This is a genomic window from Pseudomonas sp. RW407 (assembly GCF_003176655.1).
Lineage (GTDB): Bacteria > Pseudomonadota > Gammaproteobacteria > Pseudomonadales > Pseudomonadaceae > Pseudomonas > Pseudomonas delhiensis.
Window position 1 is genome coordinate 352,016 of sequence record NZ_QGSL01000029.1, and the last position, 14,663, is coordinate 366,678.

The following is a 14,663-nucleotide window of genomic DNA, read 5'->3' on the forward strand; positions in this document are numbered from 1 at the left end:
TCGGCGGATAACGCCGTAGGCGTTATGCGCCCTACGGGTTTCCAGAGAAACCTCCGCGCGCACCGGGACGCCCCTTCAGAAGGCCGAGCGAAACCGGTGCTCAGGAGGTCATGCGACATGGATGTCGCGAGAGCCCCGATCAGCACAGGGACGTATACACCAGGCTCAGGCCGCGCCAGGCCCGGCGAAGTACTGCTCGTCGCTGACGTGCTCCATCCACTCGACGTTCTTGCCGTCCAGGGCCTCCTGGATGGCGATGTGGGTCATCGCCGTGGTCGCCGACGCGCCGTGCCAATGGCGGTGGCCGGGCGGGCACCAGATGACGTCGCCGGCGCGGATCTCGACGATGGGTTCGCCTTCGCATTGCGTCCAGCCGCAGCCTGCCGTCACTACCAGTGTCTGGCCCAAGGGGTGGCTGTGCCAGGCTGTGCGGGCGCCGGGCTCGAAGGTGACGCTCGCGCAGGAAACCCGGGAGGGTGCCGGCGGGGCGTTCAGGGGGTCGATGCGAACGGTCCCGGTGAACCATTCCGCCGGGCCTTTGATGGAGGGCTGGGAGCCTGCGCGCTTGAGTTGCATGTGAATCACCATGGCTGAAAGAGGAGGGCACTGGCAGGGAATGCCAGGAAGGCTTTCAGTCTGGAACGAAGTCGATTAGCTTTGTAGATGGTAAATCCAGGATGCTTTGGTGCAGCAGATTCACCTATGGCTCGCGATAACCTCAACGACCTGCAAGCCTTCGTCCTGGTGGCGAGGGAACGCAGCTTCACGAAAGCGGCCGCCCAACTCGGCATGTCTCGCTCGGCGCTGAGCCACGCCATCCTCGGGCTGGAGGAGCGCCTGGGCGTGCGCCTGCTCACCCGCACGACCCGCAGCGTATCGCCGACCGAGGCGGGCAGCCGGCTGCTGGAGACCGTGGCGGCGCGCCTGGACGAGATCGAGCAGGAACTGAACTCGCTCGGCGCATGGCGCGAGAAGCCGGCGGGAAAGGTACGCATCACCGCGCATGACCACGCGATCGCGACCGTGCTCTGGCCACGGCTCCTGCCATTGCTCGAGCAGTACCCCGACATCGAGGTGGAGCTGTGCACCGACTACGCCCTGGTCGACATCGCGGCACAGGGCTTCGATGCCGGCGTGCGGGTAGGCGACCTGGTCGACAAGGACATGATCGCCGTCCGCCTCACCCCCGAACTGCGCATGGCGGTCGCCGGCTCGCCGGCGTACCTGCAGGCCGCCGGCACCCCGGGCACGCCGCAGGAGCTGGCCCGGCACCGCTGCATCAACCTCCGGCTGCCCACCCATGGGGGCCTGTATGCCTGGGATTTCGAGAAGGACAGGCAGAGCGTCAAGGTCCGGGTACGTGGCCAGGCGGTGTTCAACAACACCTACCACATGCTGCAAGCCGCGATCGATGGCGTCGGCCTGGCCTACGTTCCCCATGACCTTCTGGCGCCTCACGTCGAGGCGAACCAACTGGTCCCGGTCCTGGAGGACTGGTGCCCGGTGTTTCCCGGCTACCACCTGTACTACGCCAGTCGGCGGCATGTTTCGCCGGCGCTGGGCCTGGTGATCCAGGCGCTCAGGCGGGACTGAGGGCACAAGGCGGAAAAGGATTTGGTTGGCTGGGCCTGGTGGCCAAGTCCTCGGCTTGCCGGCTGGAAGCGGTGAAGCCAGGAAAGCGAGGAGGGGAGCCAACGGTGGCACCGCAGCTTCATGGGGCGGCTTAGGTGCAGTCTTGCGAATCCCTGAAGGTGCAACAAAGCATGGGCGTGACTCTGGAGTACAGATTTTTAACTATCCATATATGAACCAATATTTCGGATTAATGCCTATAATGATTCATATGTGACCCGTTAAATGAGAGACTGCCGTGGCCCTGACCCATTCCCTGCTTGCCCCCGGCGAGCTAGCCCAGAAAATCGGTGCCAACGCTCGGGAGGCACGACTGGCACAGAACCTCTCCCGCAAGTCCCTGGCGTTGAGGGCTGGTGTTTCCGAGTCCACCATCAAGCGGTTCGAGTCCAGCGGGCAGATCACCCTCGACGCCCTGGTGCTCATCGCCACTGCGCTTGGCGCTACCCGTCAATTCGCGGAACTGTTCAAGCATGAGCGTCCAGTATCGCTCGAAGAAATCAAACAGGCAGGACGCACTCGGGGACGCCAATGAAGCCGATCAACACCGTGGAGATACTGCTGGCTGGCGAACCTGTCGGGGAACTGGTCGCCAGCCGACAGGGCATCTACTTCGCCTATCACCCCAAGTGGGTGACACAAGGCTTCAACCTGTCCCCCCTGAACATGGACTTCACCACCCAACCACAGAAAGCTGCGGACCCAGTCCTTTTCGCTGGTCTACCAGGCGCATTGGCCGACTCCCTCCCGGACGGCTGGGGCATGCTGCTCATGGACCGTTATTTCCTTGCCAGGCATGGCAAGGACCGAAGGGACATTTCCCCTCTAGATCGACTAGCTTATATGGCCGACAGGGGCATGGGCGCATTGGAGTATCGCCCAGTCATCGAGCGCACCACCGACGAAGACAATATTGACCTGGCCCAGCTCTACCAGGAGTCCCAGGCTGTCTACGAAGGAGAAACCTCGGCCACTCTCGATACTCTGCGCTTGGCAGGTGGCTCCCCTGCAGGAGCCCGCCCCAAGGTGGTCGTTGCACTATCCCAGGACGGAAGGCGGTGCAGTACGTCTTTCAAGCACCTTCCGGCCGGCTACCAGCACTGGCTGGTGAAATTCAGGACACCAACCGAGCATCGTGATACCGGAGCGATCGAGTTCGCCTACTCGCGGCTGGCAGAACGTGCCGGGGTGAAGATGGCCGCGAGCAATCTGCTCACAGTCCAGTCATCGACCGGAACCGAGCGCTTCTTTTCTGCCCATCGCTTCGACCGGAACGGCGATAGCAAAATCCACATGATGACCGCTAGCGGTATTCTCTATGCCGATTACCGTGCGCCATCGCTGGATTATTCGGATTTACTCAGAGCCACCAACGCCATCACCAACCATGCGGCAGAGGTCGAGCGCATGGCGAGGCTAATGGTATTCAACGCCCTGACCCACAACCATGACGACCACGCCAAGAACTTCGCGTTCCTGCACGACCAGGGGCGGTGGACACTGGCCCCAGCTTATGACCTGACCTATGCCCCGGTCCGTGGTTATGCGGATGAGCACACAACCTCTTTCAACGGTGCCGGCCTGGCCACTCGCAAGCAGCTGAAGCAGGTTTGCGCTCCCTTCAGCTACCTGAAGCCGGACCTCTACATCGAGCAGACTCTCGACGCCCTTTCCGGGTGGCAGCCCTTATGCCGTGAACTCGAGATCGACCCAGAGCAACAGAGGGTGATTCAGCGGGCCTTCGATGAGATCCGCAAACGCCTCGGCTGATAGCGAGAAGCCTTTGCTAGCACGTACTCGCAAGACCAGATTGAGCATGCCAGACAGGTTATCCCAAGTGTCTGAGCAAGAGCCGGCAGAGGGGAGGGGCGATAACGATGTCCCATAGCATCTCTGCAGCGCCTTCCTGGGAAAGCTTTTGGTCTCGCCGACCGTAAGCCGCCATTCCCTGTGGCGTCAGGTAGAGCGCCTGGTCGTCAGCGTCGACTGATAAAGACTCATTGTACGAATTGCTCTCCATCGACTGGCCTTGGAGATAGTGAATGCCTGATCCGAAGCCGCTTCCGATGAACACGGTCGCCCGGACCACGTCCTTGCCATCTTTGTAGATGGTGGCAAAGAAGCGGTTTGCATCGACGCGTCGAAAAATAGAGCCGAGGGAGGTGAGAAGCGATTTTGTCCAGAAACCTCGACGGTCACAACTCAACTTCGAGCAGCAGTGGTAAAGCTGTGTCTGCGTTCGATATCCTGGCAAATACTTAATTTAACATAATATACATTATGCGAAGTCATGGATAAGCGCAGGTGCAGATGGCCCCTGCAGAATTCACCAGGGAAAACCGCTTGTTTGCCGGCTTCGATACCGTCCCCCCCTGATCGACCAACTGTTGCTTCGTCTCCGCTCAATCACCATTGCTGCTTGCCCGTTTCTCTTTCTGCCTTCCTGTCGAACCGGCTTCGTATTGTCGATCCATCGTGGCCTTCGGTTTCTCGCTCACAAGCTCAGTGCTCAGTGCTCAGTGCTCAGTGCTCAGTGCTCAGTGCTCAGTGCTCAGTGCTCAGTGCTCAGTGCTCGATCATTCCACATTCCCCGAGCGAATCCGCCGGCATCCGTTCAAGCCCTGGTCCAACACCAACGCAGCGCGACGCTACGTGAAATCTGCAAGCCTCGTGGCCATTCCCCGTCACGCTTTTCACGCAGGCACATCAGCCGTTCGCGCAGTTCGCCTGTCACAGCGACACGCAACCGACCTCAGGCTGCATTGGCGCTGATCCACGTGGCGCTACCTTTTATGGGTTGGCGGGATTCATCGACGCGCCCCCAACCAGAGCCAGAGCTGCCGCCAGTCATCCAGGCCCGGTTGATCGCGGCGAGACATTCAGAGCGCCTGTCCCAACCGGCCTCCAGCGGCCATGGGCGTTGCAATGCCTGCCTTGCCGCGACATGTGAAAATCGCCTCACAACCCCTCGACCTGCAGGGATCAAGCTGTCTAGAATGCAGGTTACAGGCTTTCCTGCCTGTCGTTTCCCGCCCCGCCGGGTCTATTCGTTAGCGCGCAAGTAATATCCGATAACAGCCAGACCTGGATATTGCACGCTACCCCGGTGCGACCACCGTTTTTCCCATTCCCAGCCTTGACGATGCCGCAATCGCCACAACCGCTCTTCGAGACCTTCGCCCGTTTCCATGAACTGAACTTCATGCAGCTGAGCGAAGAATTGCCCGTGGTGCGCGGCTACCTGCAGGCGTTCGATGAAGACGTGCGGGCCATCGAGGGCTACTTCGCCGTGCGTGGCTTCCTCAAGTCCTATGGCGGCAACGAGGCCACCTATACCTCCTATCGCACCCACGTCGAGCGCCTGCTGCTATGGGCCCTGCTGGTAGCCGGCAAGCCGCTGCTCGACCTGCGCCGCCGCGACGCCGAGGCCTTCATGGAGTTCTGCCTCAACCCGCCCGCCGACTGGGTCGGCCCGGTCATCAAGTCGCGTTTCATGCGCATGGGCGGCCGCAAGAAGCTGGAGTCCGACAGCCATGTGCCGAACCCCGCCTGGCGCCCCTTCAGCACCACCCTGGCCAAGCGCGAGCGCAAGCTCGCCAGCGAGGCCATGAGCCCCCTGCCCTTGCGCCCGTACCGCATGTCCCAGGGTTCGGTGGCGCAGGTCTTCGCCGTGTGCGGCAGCTTCTTCCAGCACGCCATGGACGAGGGCTTGACCGAGGTGAACCCGTTCCGCGCGGTGAAGCAGAAGTCCATCTACAAGCAGCGCAACACCCTGAACGTGGCCTCGCGCTCGCTGACGCAACTGCAGTGGAGCTACGTCATCGAGACGGCCGAGTTGATGGCTGCCGAGGACGCCAGCCACGAGCGCACACTGTTCATCGTGGCCACGCTGTTCGCCATGTACCTGCGCATCTCCGACCTGATCGGCCGCGACAACTGGACGCCGGGCATGGGCGACTTCCGCCGCGATAGCACCGGCAACTGGTGGTTCCACGTGGTCGGCAAGGGCAACAAGGCCGCCCGCATCAGCGTGCGCGACGACTACATCCACGGTTACCTGGCCCGCTACCGCCGCCACCTGGGCCTGCCTCCCCTGCCCTCGCCCCAGGAACGGACGCCGCTGATCGGCACGCTCAAGGGCCGCGCCGGCTTATCCGACCGCCATGTGCGGCTGCTCCTGCAGGCGCTGTTCGACCGCGCGCTGCAGCGCATGGCGGCCGAGGGCTGGAGCGACGACGAGGTGGACCAGCTGCGCTCGGTCTCGCTGCACTGGCTGCGCCACACCTCGGCCACCTTCGATGCACCGCTGCGCGACATGAAGGACCTGCAGGCCGACCTGCGCCACAACAGCCTGAGCACGACGCAGAACACCTACTACAACTCGCTGGACGAACAGCGCGCGCATTCGGTGAAGGGGCTGAAGCTCAAGCCCTAGCACAATGGCAGCCTTGCCGGCCTGCCTGTGCAAGCCCTGCCCTCCCCTGGCTCGCTGCATCCCCGCCCAAGGCGTTTTCAGCAGCATCGGCCCCGTGGCTATTGCGAGATGCCATCAGAAAAATATAATAAGATCGATTATCAATTGCACATGGTACTCCAGTGTCCAGTCTTGGCCGTTCCCAGCTTGCGGAGTGCGATCTGCACAAGCTTTACACCGAGCACCATGGCTGGCTGCAGGGCTGGCTGCGGGGCAAGACCGGCTGCTCCCAGCGTGCCGCCGACTTGGCCCAGGACACCTTCCTCAGAGTGCTGCTGGCCCGTGCCCGCGGCGCCGCGGTGTACCTCGACCAGCCGCGCGCCTACCTCACCACCATCGCCCGCGGGCTGGTCATCGACCATTGGCGCCGGCAGCAATTGGAGCAGGCGTGGCTGGAAGTGGTCGCGCAGTTGCCGGAGGCGGAAGCGCCGTCGCCGGAAACCCACCTGCTCATGCTGGAAAGCCTGATGCGCATCGACCGCCTGCTTGACCGGCTCAAGCCCAAGGTGCGCCAGGCCTTCATCTGGGCCCAGCTGGAAGGCCTGACCTGCCCGCAGATCGCCCAGCGCCTGGAAGTGTCCCTGGCCACCGTCGAGCGCTACCTGGCGACCGCCCTGCGCGCCTGCTACGCCCTGCATTTCGAGGAATGAGGCGATGAGCGCGTCCGCCCCCCTGTCCAGCCGGACCATCGACGACGCCATCGACTGGGCGGTGAAGCTTCAGTTCGGCGAACCCAGTGAGGAAACCCTTTCGGCTTTTCAGGCCTGGCATGCCAGCCACACCGAGCATGCGCTGGCCTGGCAGCGCGTGCAGTCGCTGGGCGAGGACTTCCGCCGGGTCTCTCCGCAACTCACCCTGCAGGTGCTGGAAAAGCTGCCCGCCGCCGGCCTGAGTCGACGCCAGGCGCTCAAGTTGCTGATCCTGCTGGGCGCCAGCGCGGCGCCGGCCTGGCTGGCCTATCGCGAGGCGCCCTGGCAGCGACTGCTGGCCGAGTACAGCACCGCCACCGGCGAGGTACGCCACCTCGAGTTGGCCGATGGCTCCCGGCTGGTGCTCAACACCGATACCGCCATCAGCACCCACTTCAGCCCCTACGAGCGACGCGTGATCCTGCGCCGTGGCGAGGTGCTGGTCAGTACCGGCGCCGACACCACCAGCCCGCGGCGGCCGTTCCGCCTGGAAACCCCCTTCGGCCTGCTGCAGGCGATGGATTCGCGCTTCTGCGTGCGCCTGTACCCGGCGTGTGCGCGGGTCAGCATCAGCCAGGGCGAGCTCAGCCTGCTGCCAGCGAACGGCGGTGCGCCGCGCCAAGCGCAGGCGGGACAGGACTGGTGGCTGCGCGCCTCCCTGGCCGAGCCGACGCAGGCCAGGCCCTTCGCCGAAGGCGCCTGGGCCGAGGGCATCCTGGCGGCGCGCGACATGCGCCTGGTCGAGTTCCTCGACGAACTGGGGCGCTACCGTGTCGGCCGGCTGGCCTGTGACCCGCGGGTGGCCGACCTGCGCGTCAGCGGCAACTACCAACTCGCCGACACCGACCAGACGCTGCGCTTCCTGGCCCGCACCCAGGGGTTGCAGCTCAGCTACCGCACGCGTTTCTGGGTCAGCGTCGGCCCGGCCTGAATGCTCCAGCGACTTTCCTGAAGTTTTTTTGAGGGGATTGGCGATCTGCTTCGGTAGAGACAGTGACATCCACTCCTTGCCGAGAGCCGTTGCATGAACGCCTTCCGCAGTCTGCCTGCCTTCTGCCCGCTGCCCAACGTGGCACGTGGCACCCGCTCCCTCCGTTTCGCACTGCACCTGGCGCTGGCCGGCGTGCCCCTGGGCGGGCTGCAGGCCGCCCCACTGGCCGCCGAAAGCGTGCGCACCTACGACATTCCCGGCGGTTCGCTGGACGGCGTGATCACGCGCTTCGCCCACGAGTCGGGCGTCAACATCGCCTTCGCCGCGCACCAGCTCGACGGCCTCGCCAGCCCGGGCCTGCATGGCCGCTTCGACGCCACCCAGGCCCTGGCCCGGCTGCTCGCCGGTAGCGGCCTGCAAGCCCAGGCGCAGCCCGGCGGTGGCTTCCTCCTGCGCCGCGGCGACGACCAGGCCCTGGCGTTGCCCGATGGCACCGTCACCGCCCAGCGCGAATCCGCCTGGGGCCCGGTGCAGGGCTACAGCGCCAAGCGCAGCGCCACCGGAACCAAGACCGATACCGCACTGTTGGACACCCCGCAGTCGATCTCGGTGGTCGGCCGCCAGCAACTGGACCGGCAGAACGTACAGAGCGTGCGCCAGGCCTTGCGCTACGTGCCCGGCGTACTGCCCGAATACCGCGGCAGCGGCGGCAGCCGCTACGACACCATCCTCTACCGCGGCTTCGGCGGCGGGGTGAACTACGACTACGGCTACCTCGACGGCATGCGCCTGCTGGGCAGCAACTACGCGGTACCGCAGGTCGACCCCTACCTGCTGGAGCGCATCGAGGTGCTGCGCGGGCCCTCGTCCGTACTGTACGGCCAGGCGACCCCGGGAGGGATGGTCAACCTGGTGAGCAAGCGGCCGAGCACCGAGGCCGCCCACGAGGTGGAACTGCAGGTGGGCAGCCACGACCGCTACCAGTTGGGCCTGGACAGCACCGGCGCGCTGGACGACGAGGGTCGCCTGGCCTACCGCGTCACCGCGCTCGAGCGGACCGCCAACGGCCAGGTCGACCATTCCCGCGAGGAACGCCAGGCCCTGGCGACGTCGCTGCTCTGGCAGCCCGACGAGGACACCAGCCTGACCCTGCAGGCCAACTACCAGAACGACCCCGAAGGAGGCTACTTCGGCTTCCTGCCGTACCAGGGCACGGTCAAGCCGCTGGCCAGCGGCCGGCTCTCCACCAGTTTCTTCGACGGCGACGCCGACTTCGACCGCTTCCAACGCACCCAGCAGTCCCTCGGCTACCTCTTCGAGCACCGTTTCGACGAGGTCTGGAGCGTGCGCCAGAACTTCCGCTACATGCACATGGACACCGACTACCGTAGCGTCTTCACCGCCGGGGTGAACACCGCCCAGCAATTGCTCACCCGTCGCGCCATATTCGACGAGGACAGGCTCGATGCCTACACCCTGGACAACCAGCTGCAGGCCGACTTCGCCACCGGCGAGCTGAGCCACACCACGCTGCTGGGCCTGGACTATCAACACCTGAGCGCCCGCGAGCAGCAGGGCCTGGCCAGCGCCCCGTCACTGAGCGTGACCGCCCCGGACTACCACCAGGGCATCGGCAAGCCGGCGGAAACCCTGCGCACGCGCCAGGTCCAGGAGCAGACTGGGCTCTACCTGCAGGACCAGATGCACCTGGGCAACTGGTCGCTGCTGCTCGGCGGGCGCGAGGACGTAGCTTCCACCGATACCGACGACCGTCGCAGCGACCAGTCCACTCACCAGGGAGACCGCGCCTTCACCTGGCGCAGCGGCCTGGTCTACCAGTTCGAGAGCGGCCTGGCCCCCTACCTCAGCTACTCGCGTTCGTTCCAGCCGACCTCGGGTACCGACTATCAAGGCGCGGCCTTCAAACCGACCACGGGCGAGCAGTATGAGGCCGGGGTGAAATACCAGCCGCCGCGGCAAAACAGCTTTGTCACCCTGGCGGTGTACCAGCTGACCCAGCAGAACGTGCTCACCACCGACGAAGAGCACACGACGTTCAGCACGCAAACCGGCGAAGCCCGATCCCGTGGCGTGGAGCTGGAAGGCCACCTGGAACCCACCCAGTCGCTGAGCCTGATCGGTGCCTACACCTACCTGGACAACGAGGTCACCCACAGCAACGACGGCAATGAAGGCAAGCGCATCACCTACATCCCGCAGCAGATGGCTTCGCTGTGGGCCGACTACAGCTTCCACGGCGGCGCCCTGGATCACTTCGGCGTGAACGCCGGGGTGCGCTACATCGGCACCAGCTACGCCGACGCGCTGAACACCCTCAAGGTGCCGGCCTACACCCTGCTGGACGTGGGCGCGCACTACGACCTCGTGGCACTGGACCCGAGCCTGGCCGGCTGGCAGGTGGAGACCACGGTGAACAACCTGGCGGACAAGGAGTACGTCTCGGCCTGCGCTACCGCTACCAAGTGCTTCTGGGGCGGCCGGCGCAGCGTGCTGGCCAGCGTGAAATACAGCTGGTGAGCCCGCGCGCATGTCGCTGAAACACTGGCTGTGGCTGCATCGTTGGTCCAGCCTGGTCTGCACCCTGTTCCTGCTGTTGCTGTGCCTGACCGGGCTGCCGCTGGTTTTCCAGGAAGAGATCGAGCACGCGTTGCAACCCGTCAGCATCCAGTCGCCCGGGGCGGAACCTCTGCCCCTGGAGCGGCTGGTCGCCCTCGGCCAGGCCCGGGCGCCCGGCCTGGTGCTGCGCTACCTGATCTGGGATCACCGGGTGCCAGGACGGATCAAGCTGAATTTCGACCATGCTCTGGACACACCGCGTGGCAACAGCCGCATCTTCACCCTGGATGCCTACAGCGGTTCGCAACTGCCCGATGACAATGCGCTACTGGAGTTCATTCTCGATCTGCACACTGACCTGTTCGCCGGCTTGCCGGGCAGCCTGCTGCTCGGCTTCATGGGCTTGCTGCTGGCGGTATCGCTGGTCAGCGGCTGCGTGGTCTACGCGCCCTTCATGCGTCGCCTGGGCTTCGCCGAAATGCATCGCCACAGGAATGCGCGCATACGCTGGCTGGGCTGGCATAACCTGCTGGGCATCGTCAGCCTGGTCTGGTTGCTGGTGGTGGGGTTGACCGGCGTACTCAATACCCTGGCCATTCCGCTGTTTCAGCACTGGCAGAGCGATCAACTGGCGCAACTGGTGGCGCCATACCGAGGCCAGCCGCGCGTCGCCGACCCCGTGCCGCCCGGCGTGGCGCTACGGGTCGCCGCACAGGCGCTGCCGGGCAGCCAGCCGGAGTTCCTGGCCATGCCCGGCACCTTCTTCAGCAGCCCGCAGCACTATGCGGTATTCATGCGCGGGCGCACGCCGCTGACCTCGGAGATTCTCCAGCCGGTGCTGGTCGAGGCGCACAGCGGCAAGCTCAGCGCCGTCGCCGAGCCGCGCTGGTACATAGTCGCGCTGGAACTCTCGCGCCCCCTGCACTTCGGCAACTATGGCGGCCTGCCGCTGAAGCTCATCTGGGCGGCGTTCGACATCGTCACCATCGTGGTGCTCGGCAGCGGCCTCTACCTGTGGCTGGCCCGCCAGGGCGGCAAGCGAGGGCTTCGCGGAGCCGGGAACCTCCCGTCGCGGCTCCCCTAGAGATGTCCGCAAAAGGCCGCCCATGCCGCCTTGCGGGGAGCACCTGGGCCCGCTCTCATCGAGCGCCCCAGTGCCCTCATTCGCTCGCCAGCGCCACCACGGGATCGAGTCGCGCCGCCTGCCGGGCCGGCATGAAGCCGAACAGCAGCCCGGTGCCCAAGGCGCAGACAAAGGCGGCGAGGATACCCCGCAGCGAGAAGATGATCGGCACCTCCCAGAGGATCAGCGCCGCGCCTATGCCCAGGCCGATCACGGTGCCCGCCACGCCGCCGACCAGCGACACCAGCATGGCCTCGCTGAGGAACTGGCGCAGGATATCGCGTTGGCGGGCCCCGGTCGCCAGGCGGATGCCGATCTCGCGCGTGCGCTCGCGGACCGTCATCAGCATGATGTTCATCACCCCGATGCCCCCCACCACCAGGGACACCGCGGCGATCAGCCCGAGCAGCAGTGTCAGCGTCTGCTGAGTGTCCTGCTGCGCCTTGACCGAGGCCGCGCGGTCGTAGACGTGGAAGTCCTGCACGTGGTGGGCCTCCGCCAGCGTCGCAGTGATCTGCCGGGCGGTGGCCGCGGACTGCTCCAGGTCGTCTATCAGCACCGAGATCCACGACAGGTCGAGGCGGCCGAGTACACGGCGGCTACCGGTGGAAAACGGCGCCATGACCACGTCGTCGTCGTCGGCATCCCCCGACAACGCGCCCTTTTCCTCCAGTTCGCCGATGACCTGGAACGGCACGTTGTCGACCAGCACGTAGCGCCCCAGTGGATCGAGGTCGCCGAACAGGCGTTCGCGCACCTTCTTGCCCAGCAGCAGCACCGGCGCGAGGGTGCGCTCGTCCTCCCAGGTGAAGAACTGCCCGCGGGCCGGCTTCCAGTTGAGCACCCGTTGCGCATCCGGCGTCACCGCCCACAGCGGGCCGAGCGTATCGACGTTGCCGGCGCGCAGCGTCACCTGGCCCTGGACGAAGGGCATCGCCACGCTGACGTTGGGCACCTGCCGCAGCAGCGCCGCGTCGGCTTCGCTCAGCGTGCCGCCGGGGCCGCGCGCGCTGTCGCCACCGGGCACCACGTAGAGGCGGTTGGTGCCGAAGATCGCCATCCGCGCGATGACCTGTTCCTGGGTGCCGGCGCCCACGGCCAGCATCACGATCACCGAGGCCACGCCGATGACGATGCCGAGCAGCGTCAGCAGGGTGCGGAAGCGGTTGAGCCACATAACCCGCCAGGCGCTGCGGATGGCCTCGCGCGCATCGGCCCACGGCGAAGCCGCGCGTGCCACGCCCTCGGCCATCGCTGCCATGAAATCATGCCCGGCCCCGCCGCCCTGCTCCACCACGGTGCCGGCGGAATCGCTGACGATGCGCCCGTCGTGGATCTCCACCACGCGCCGCGCCTTCGCCGCCACGTCACGGTCGTGGGTGATGAGGATGACCGTGTGGCCGGCGTCCGCCAGTTCCGCCAGCAGCGCCATCACCTCGGCGCCGCTCTTGCTGTCCAGTGCGCCGGTCGGCTCGTCGGCGAGGACGATGCGCCCGCCGTTCATCAGTGCGCGGGCGATCGACACCCGCTGCTGCTGGCCACCGGAGAGCTGGTGGGGACGGTTGCCCAGCCGCTCGCCCAGGCCCAGGCGTTCGAGCAGCTGGCGGGCGCGGCCATCGCGCTCGGCCGCGGGCACGCCGGCATAGACGGCGGGCATCTCGACGTTGCGCAGGGCATCCAGCGTGCGGATCAGGTGGTAGCCCTGGAACACGAAGCCGAACGCCTCGCGGCGCAGCCAGGCCAGCTGGTCGGCGTCGAAGCCGCCGATGTCCTGCCCGGCGAAGCGGTAGCTGCCCGCGCTGGGCCGGTCCAGGCAGCCGAGAATGTGCATCAGCGTGGACTTGCCCGAGCCGGAGGCGCCCATGATGGCGACGAACTCGCCGGCGCCGATCGACAGGTCGATGCCATGCAGCACCTCCAGCTCCGGGGTGTCGCCACCGCCGTAGGTCTTGCGGATGTCGCGCAGTTCGATCAGCGGCGCTACCACCGGAACCTCCCGGCGCCGGCGTGCTGCCGGTGGATCGCGGTGACCAGCCGTTCGCCGGCCGCCAGCCCGGAGAGTACTTCGGCATGCAGGCGGTCGCGCACGCCGATGCGTACCTGGCGCGTTTCGATGCCGCCGCCGACCTGGACCTGCGCAGTGTAGGCATCCGCCTTGCCGGCGCCAGCCTTCAGCGCCGCCAGGGGCGCCAGCAGCACATGGCTGGCGCTGGCCTGCACGAAGAACACCTGGGCGCTCATCTGCGGCATCAGCGCGCCATCGGCGTTGTCCACGTCGAACAGCACGGTGTAGAGCACCACTTTGCCCGCCGGCGGCGCCGTCGTGGCCTGGGTGCCGCCCTGCTCGCGCTCCTGCCCCGGCGGGTTCGGCGGCGCCGGCAGGACCTGGCGCACCTGCCCGCTCCAGCGCCGCACGCCGCTCTCGGTCTGGCTGCCCAGGGTGGTGAAGTACACCGGCATGCCGGGGTGGATGCGGCCGATGTCGGCCTCGGACACCTCGGTCCACACCGTCATCTGTGACAGGTCGGCGATGCGTAGCAGCTTGGGCGTCTGGTAGGTGGCGTTGAGGGTCTGGCCCTCGCGCGCATCGAGGGTGACGACGGTGCCGGCCATCGGCGCGTAGATGCGGGTGTAGCCCAGCTGCGCCAAGTCGCCCTTCAAGGTGGACTGTGCCCCGACGACCTGCGCCGTGAGATCGGCGATCCGCGCCACCGCCACGCGCAGACCGGCCTCGGCGGCCTGCAGGTCCTCCAGGCGGGTGGCGCCATGGACGTGCATCTGCCGCTGCCGCTGCGCGTCCTGCAGGGCCAGGTCGCGCTGTGCCTGCGCCGCGGCCAGCTGCGCGCGCAGGCTGTCGAGCGTGGCGCGGTCGGCATCGACCCTGGCCTGCTGCAGCGACGGGTCGATCTCTACCAACAGCTCGCCCTTGCGTACCACGCTGCCGGGGTGCACCGCGATGCGCCGGATCGCGCCCGAGGCCTGGGCGCCCACGTCCACGTAGCTCTGCGGTTGCAGGGTGCCCACGGCGCTCACGCTGGTCTCGATGTCGCCATAGTTGACGGGCACACTGTCGACGGTCTGCACCGTGCGCAGCAGCGTCCACCAGAGCAGCCCGAGCAACAGCGCCAGCGGAATCAGGAAAGGCAGGAAACGAAGGGAACGGTTACGGCGAGGGGGCATCGACGACCTCGAGGCAGCGAAGCGGGGCCTGTGGGAGCCGCGCCAAGGTATGCCAGT

11 protein-coding genes are annotated in these 14,663 nt (G+C 66.1%); 8 read left to right on the forward strand and 3 right to left on the reverse strand.

What is annotated here, in order from left to right; genetic code table 11:
* Positions 1 to 165: 165 nt before the first annotated feature.
* Positions 166 to 576 (reverse strand): cupin domain-containing protein, encoded by a 411-nt coding sequence (locus DK254_RS02495; RefSeq protein WP_089393151.1) that lies wholly within the window; start codon positions 574 to 576, stop codon positions 166 to 168.
* A 126-nt stretch (positions 577 to 702) separates the two neighbouring features.
* Here DK254_RS02495 and DK254_RS02500 point away from each other — a divergent pair, with 126 nt between their 5' ends.
* The 8 genes from DK254_RS02500 to DK254_RS02540 all read left to right on the forward strand — a co-directional run bounded on the left by DK254_RS02500 (position 703) and on the right by DK254_RS02540 (position 11,387).
* A complete protein-coding gene (locus DK254_RS02500; protein ID WP_109931983.1) occupies positions 703 to 1,593 on the forward strand; it encodes a LysR family transcriptional regulator in 891 nt (296 codons plus the stop codon).
* A 277-nt stretch (positions 1,594 to 1,870) separates the two neighbouring features.
* A complete protein-coding gene (locus DK254_RS02505; protein WP_109931985.1) occupies positions 1,871 to 2,167 on the forward strand; it encodes a helix-turn-helix domain-containing protein in 297 nt (98 codons plus the stop codon).
* Positions 2,164 to 3,402 (forward strand): type II toxin-antitoxin system HipA family toxin, encoded by a 1,239-nt coding sequence (locus tag DK254_RS02510; protein WP_109931987.1) that lies wholly within the window; start codon positions 2,164 to 2,166, stop codon positions 3,400 to 3,402. The genes DK254_RS02505 and DK254_RS02510 overlap by 4 nt, the downstream gene beginning before the upstream one ends.
* 1,372 nt (positions 3,403 to 4,774) lie before the next feature.
* Positions 4,775 to 6,067 carry a site-specific integrase gene (locus DK254_RS02520; protein ID WP_177412009.1) on the forward strand — a complete coding sequence of 431 codons (1,293 nt, stop codon included), beginning with the start codon at positions 4,775 to 4,777 and terminating at the stop codon, positions 6,065 to 6,067.
* Positions 6,068 to 6,228: 161 nt separating this feature from the next.
* A complete protein-coding gene (locus DK254_RS02525; protein WP_109931989.1) occupies positions 6,229 to 6,756 on the forward strand; it encodes a sigma-70 family RNA polymerase sigma factor in 528 nt (175 codons plus the stop codon).
* 4 nt (positions 6,757 to 6,760) lie between these two features.
* On the forward strand, positions 6,761 to 7,726 hold the full coding sequence (locus tag DK254_RS02530; protein ID WP_109931991.1) for a FecR domain-containing protein: 966 nt from the start codon (positions 6,761 to 6,763) through the stop codon (positions 7,724 to 7,726).
* Between the two features lie 93 nt (positions 7,727 to 7,819).
* Positions 7,820 to 10,264 (forward strand): TonB-dependent siderophore receptor, encoded by a 2,445-nt coding sequence (locus DK254_RS02535; protein ID WP_109931992.1) that lies wholly within the window; start codon positions 7,820 to 7,822, stop codon positions 10,262 to 10,264.
* Between the two features lie 10 nt (positions 10,265 to 10,274).
* A complete protein-coding gene (locus DK254_RS02540) occupies positions 10,275 to 11,387 on the forward strand; it encodes a PepSY domain-containing protein (RefSeq protein WP_109931994.1) in 1,113 nt (370 codons plus the stop codon).
* 76 nt (positions 11,388 to 11,463) lie between these two features.
* On the opposite strand, the gene DK254_RS02545 is transcribed toward DK254_RS02540, so the two are convergent.
* Positions 11,464 to 13,413, reverse strand: a complete 1,950-nt coding sequence (locus DK254_RS02545; RefSeq protein ID WP_109931995.1) for a MacB family efflux pump subunit — start codon at positions 13,411 to 13,413, stop codon at positions 11,464 to 11,466.
* Positions 13,407 to 14,606 carry an efflux RND transporter periplasmic adaptor subunit gene (locus tag DK254_RS02550; protein ID WP_109931996.1) on the reverse strand — a complete coding sequence of 400 codons (1,200 nt, stop codon included), beginning with the start codon at positions 14,604 to 14,606 and terminating at the stop codon, positions 13,407 to 13,409. Before DK254_RS02550 ends, DK254_RS02545 begins: the two co-directional genes overlap by 7 nt.
* Positions 14,607 to 14,663: the final 57 nt, after the last annotated feature.